Source organism: uncultured Methylibium sp. (genome assembly GCF_902826655.1).
Lineage (GTDB): Bacteria > Pseudomonadota > Gammaproteobacteria > Burkholderiales > Burkholderiaceae_C > Methylibium.
The window spans coordinates 1-4,280 of record NZ_CADEFR010000115.1; the positions used below are offsets into that span (position 1 = coordinate 1).

At 69.1% G+C, this 4,280-nt stretch carries 8 protein-coding genes; 2 read left to right on the forward strand and 6 right to left on the reverse strand.

Annotated features, from left to right (window positions below):
* Positions 1 to 4 precede the first annotated feature (4 nt).
* Complete coding sequence (locus tag QZV97_RS20400; RefSeq protein WP_295647196.1) at positions 5 to 343, forward strand: P-II family nitrogen regulator; 339 nt, start codon at positions 5 to 7, stop codon at positions 341 to 343.
* 19 nt (positions 344 to 362) lie between these two features.
* On the opposite strand, the gene QZV97_RS20405 is transcribed toward QZV97_RS20400, so the two are convergent.
* Genes QZV97_RS20405 through QZV97_RS20430 form a run of 6 tightly spaced genes read right to left on the reverse strand, consistent with a single transcriptional unit; the run spans position 363 to position 3,657 of the window.
* Positions 363 to 950, reverse strand: a complete 588-nt coding sequence (locus QZV97_RS20405) for a TIGR00730 family Rossman fold protein (protein ID WP_295647183.1) — start codon at positions 948 to 950, stop codon at positions 363 to 365.
* 5 nt (positions 951 to 955) lie between these two features.
* Entirely contained in the window at positions 956 to 1,336 is a 381-nt protein-coding gene (locus tag QZV97_RS20410) for a diacylglycerol kinase (protein WP_295647185.1), read from the reverse strand.
* A gap of 36 nt (positions 1,337 to 1,372) precedes the next feature.
* The gene (locus tag QZV97_RS20415) at positions 1,373 to 1,894 is read right to left on the reverse strand and encodes an RDD family protein (protein ID WP_295647187.1); all 522 of its coding nucleotides are present in this window, start codon (positions 1,892 to 1,894) and stop codon (positions 1,373 to 1,375) included.
* Between the two features lie 11 nt (positions 1,895 to 1,905).
* On the reverse strand, positions 1,906 to 2,610 hold the full coding sequence (locus QZV97_RS20420; protein WP_295647189.1) for a DUF3106 domain-containing protein: 705 nt from the start codon (positions 2,608 to 2,610) through the stop codon (positions 1,906 to 1,908).
* Positions 2,611 to 2,653: 43 nt separating this feature from the next.
* Complete coding sequence (locus QZV97_RS20425; RefSeq protein WP_295647191.1) at positions 2,654 to 3,094, reverse strand: DUF3619 family protein; 441 nt, start codon at positions 3,092 to 3,094, stop codon at positions 2,654 to 2,656.
* Positions 3,091 to 3,657: an RNA polymerase sigma factor gene (locus tag QZV97_RS20430; RefSeq protein ID WP_295647192.1), complete on the reverse strand. Its 567-nt coding sequence runs from the start codon at positions 3,655 to 3,657 to the stop codon at positions 3,091 to 3,093. The genes QZV97_RS20425 and QZV97_RS20430 overlap by 4 nt, the downstream gene beginning before the upstream one ends.
* A 246-nt stretch (positions 3,658 to 3,903) precedes the next feature.
* On the opposite strand from QZV97_RS20430, the gene QZV97_RS20435 reads away from it, so the two are divergent.
* The coding region (locus QZV97_RS20435; protein WP_295647194.1) for a thiamine pyrophosphate-binding protein at positions 3,904 to 4,280 on the forward strand (377 nt) is incomplete at its 3' end.

The window sequence follows — 4,280 nt, forward strand, 5'->3', positions numbered from 1 at the left end:
CGCCATGAAGCAGATCACCGCCGTCATCAAGCCGTTCAAGCTCGAGGAAGTGCGCGAGGCGCTCGCCGAGGTCGGTGTGTCGGGCCTCACCGTGACGGAGGTCAAGGGCTTCGGCCGGCAGAAGGGCCACACCGAGCTGTACCGCGGGGCCGAGTACGTGGTCGACTTCCTGCCCAAGGTGAAGGTCGAGGTGGTGGTGAAGGACGGCGACGTGGACCGCTGCCTCGAAGCCATCGTCAAGGCGGCCAAGACCGGCAAGATCGGCGACGGCAAGATCTTCGTCACCTCGGTCGAGCAGGTGGTGCGCATCCGCACCGGCGAGACCGACGAAGCAGCTGTCTGAGCCGCGGCGCGCCGGGCGCTCAGGTCCGGCGGTAGTCGTCGCGGCCGCGCGCGCGGCGGGCGAGCTGGGCCAGCCGTTCGAGCAAGGCAGCGGGGTCGGTGTCGACTTCCAGCATCGCCACGGTCTCCGCCGAAACGAAGCCGGCATCGACCGAGCGGCGCATGAAAGCCAGCAATGGGTCGTAATAGCCGGCGGTATTGAGCAGGCCGATCGGCTGGTCGTGGTAGCCGAGCTGGCGCCAGGTCCAGACCTCGAACAGTTCTTCCAGCGTCCCGATGCCGCCGGGCAGCGCGATGAAAGCGTCCGCCCGTTCGGCCATCGCCTGCTTGCGCTGGTGCATGGTCTCCACGACGATCAGCTCGGTCAGGTCGCGGTGCTCGACCTCGCGTGCAACCAGCGACTGCGGGATCACACCGACGACCTCGGCGCCGGCCGCCAGCGCGGCGTCGGCCGCGACGCCCATGAGGCCGACACTGCCGCCGCCGTAGACGAGTCGCCAGCCGCGCCCACCGACGATGCGGCCCAGCGCCCGGGCCGCCGCGGCATGCGCATCGTCCAGGCCGACACGCGAGCCGCAGTAGACGCAAAGGCTGAACGGCGCGCCCATCGCGCTCAGCCGCCGAAGCGGTGCCACAGGGCAGCCGACCAGATGCCGGCGCAGAGCAGCAGCGTCAGCAGCACCGCGGCGCTGGCGAGGTCCTTGGCGCGCTTGGACAGGTCGTGCAGCTCGTAGCTGACCCTGTCGATGGCCGCCTCGATGCCCGAGTTCAGCAGTTCCACGATCAGCACCAGCAGCACAGATCCCGCCAGCAGCGCGACCTCGACCCAGCTGCGACCGAGCCAGAAGGCCAGCGGGAGTAGCAGCGCGCCGGCCCACACTTCCTGGCGAAACGCGCTTTCGCCGCGGTAGGCGATGCGCAGGCCGTCCATCGAATAGCCGGCGGCTCGGACGATGCGGTCGAGACCGGTCCGGCCCTTGTACGGATTGCTCATGGCGGGCGATGGTAAGTCGCCCTTGTGAGGGCGGCGTTAAGGCGTCGCGGCGGGCAGGGCGCGGGTGTCGACCAGGCGCGTCCTGCACAGGACGTCGTGCCAGAACTGGCCGCGCGGATGCAGCTTGGAGGAGAGCGCATAGATCGTCGCTCCCGCGACGAGCAGTGCGCTCAGCCGGCCGCCGCTGCTGTGCCAGCCGATGCCCCAGGCCAACAGCAGGGCCGGCAGGAACCACAGCCAGGCGGCGGCGAAGCGCAGCAACGCGCGCCAGCGGGACAGGCGCTCGCCCTGGGCGGTCAGCACGCGGATGCGCCAGGTCTGCATCGGCAGGGTCTGGCCGGTCTGCGACCAGTACCACGTGAAGTAGGCGCCGGGCGCCAGCACGAAAGCGATGGCCGACAGCCCATGGCGGCCAGCCAGCGCGTGGCGCTGATCGGTCAGGACGGAGTAGACGAGGGCCGCGAAGAAGACCACGGCGAACAACAGCACGCTCTCGTAGAGCAGGCAGGCCAGTCGCCGCCGCAGCGGCGGCGTGGGCAAGGTCCCACCCGGCGTCACGGTCGCCGCACTCACTGGCGGCGGCGCGGGTCTGCGGCGGCGCCTTGCGGGCCGCGCTGCGGCAGCAGCGTCGTCTTGTCGACGAACTCCGGCGTCGCGGCCACCTTGGGCAGGCCGGTCTGCTGGTTCGGCGGCTGGGCGGGACGAGCGGACAGCAGGTTGGTGGTGGCACCGGGCCGGGCCTGAACCACCCCCGGAGCCACGGCACCGGGCTTGCGCGCCTCGAGCAGCGGATTGGGCACCGTGTTGACTTTCGCGCCCGCGGCGGGCGGGGCCTTCTCCGAACGCGCGACCGGCTTGGCCGCATTGGCCTTCGCGCTGGCAGCCAGGCTGCGACGCTGCTCTTCGGGCAGCGCCTTGTAGGCTTCCCAGCGCTCCTGGCGCTCCTGCGGGCTGAGTTCGCGGGCCCCCTGGTAGTTCAGGCGGGCTTCGTTGCGCTGCTTCGGACTCAGCTTCACCCAGTCGGTCATGCGCTGCTGCACGCGCCCGCGCTCGTCGGGCGACATGCGGTCGAAGCGGCCCGCCAGCTCGATCCACTTCTGCTTGCGCTGCGCGTCGATGGTGGACCAGTCGCGCTCCAGCGGCTTGAGGGCGTCGCGCTGACCGGGGCTCAGGTTCCTCCAGTCCGGTCCGGAGCCCTGGGCCAGTGCGAGCGTCGGAGCGAACGCGAGCGTGCTCCACAGCAGCGCCGCCAGCAAGCCGAGCCGAAGGCGCACTGCGCCTGAGCAGCCGGGCGAAACGGATGCGGGTCCGGTCACCTCAGTTGCCCGACAAGCGCAGGAACTCGGCGAAGCCTGCATCGGTGTAGGCGGCCGGCGGCAGGTCGTCGGCGAGCAGCGCAGCATCGACCTCGGCGGCCGCGCGGACCTGGTCGTCGTCGTGCTGCATCTGGATCAGGACCAGGCCTGCAACCAGGGCGACCACCGGGGCCAGCGAGGCCAGCCGCCAACCCCACCCAGGTTCACCGCCGACGACCAGGGTGCTGCCACCGTTGCGCAGGACGTGCGACGAGACCTGACGGCCGGTGTGCCGGGCGCTCTCGAGCGCTTTCTCGCGGGCAAAACGGAGTCGCTCCGTGACGTCGTGCGGCAGGGCTTCGGCGCGGGCGCTGAGGGCCGCCGCCACGCGCAGCGCGTAGCGGCCCTCGATCGCCTGGACGTCGGGACGGTTGTGGAGGAGTTCGTTGGCGAATCGGTTCATGGCAGCACCCCCTTTGCCTTCAGGGTCTGCGCCAAGCTGTGCACCGCCCGCGAGCAATGCGTCTTGACGCTTCCTTCGGAGCAGCCCATGGCAGCGGCCGTCTCGGCGACATCGAGTTCCTCCCAGTAACGAAGCAGAAAGGCCTCTCGTTGACGGCCGGGCAATCGGGCCACCTCGGCTTCGATCACCTGCAGGATCTGCGCCCGGGACACCGAATCGGCCGCACTCTCCGCCGTCGGCGACCCGGCGACAGCCTCCAGAGTTTCCAGCAGGTCGAAGTCGCCGTCCTCGCCGGCCGACTCGAAGTCCGAGAAATTGCGCACGACTGCATCCCGCACCTTCTGCCGGCGGAACCAATCCATCATCGCGTTCGAGAGGATGCGCTGGAACAGCAGCGGCAACTCGGCGGGCGGCCGGTCGGCGTACTTCTGGGACAGCCGGATCATCGTGTCCTGCACGATGTCGAGCGCGGCATCCTCGTCGCGGACGCCATAGAAGGCGCGCTTGAAGGCGCGCCTTTCGACGCTCTTGAGGAAGTCGCTGAGTTCTTTGTCGGACGCCAAGGGACTCGGCCGGGGCCGTGACTCGGAGGGGCGCGATTATGTCATTGCACTCCGATAAGGCAGTGGCGCGCGTTCGCGGTGCGTCGTCCGATGCCATAATCTCGATCCGCACAACGCTCTTTGGGTCTTCAAGTGCCGTCCGACCGGGGCGGATTTGCCAGACCGCGCAGGCTCCACATCCACCTCACAAGGGTGCGAAGAGGGGCACCGAAGGTGTTTCGTTAGAGAAATTCCAAGAGGTTCGAAATGAACATGTCTGCCGCGGAAGTCAAGCGTGCCGCATCGGCACAACCGCATCCCTCCCAAACGCCGGAGCCCAACGGTTCCGAAATCCTCGTCCGCAGCCTGCAGGCCGAAGGGGTCAAGTACCTCTGGGGCTACCCAGGTGGCGCCGTCCTGTACATCTACGACGCGCTGTACAAGCAGGACAAGATCGAGCACGTGCTGGTTCGCCACGAACAGGCCGCGATCCATGCAGCCGACGGCTATGCCCGGGCGACAGGCGATGTCGGCGTGGCGCTGGTCACGTCCGGACCGGGCGTGACGAACGCCATCACCGGCATCGCGACGGCCTACATGGACTCGATCCCGATGGTGATCATCACCGGGCAGGTGCCGACGCC

Coding starts and splice junctions, on each gene's coding strand:
- QZV97_RS20400 (WP_295647196.1), top strand. CDS start 5: ATGAAGCAGATCACCGCCGTCATCAAGCCGTTCAAGCTCGAGGAAGTG.
- QZV97_RS20410 (WP_295647185.1), bottom strand. CDS start 1,336: ATGAGCAATCCGTACAAGGGCCGGACCGGTCTCGACCGCATCGTCCGA.
- QZV97_RS20405 (WP_295647183.1), bottom strand. CDS start 950: ATGGGCGCGCCGTTCAGCCTTTGCGTCTACTGCGGCTCGCGTGTCGGC.
- QZV97_RS20425 (WP_295647191.1), bottom strand. CDS start 3,094: ATGAACCGATTCGCCAACGAACTCCTCCACAACCGTCCCGACGTCCAG.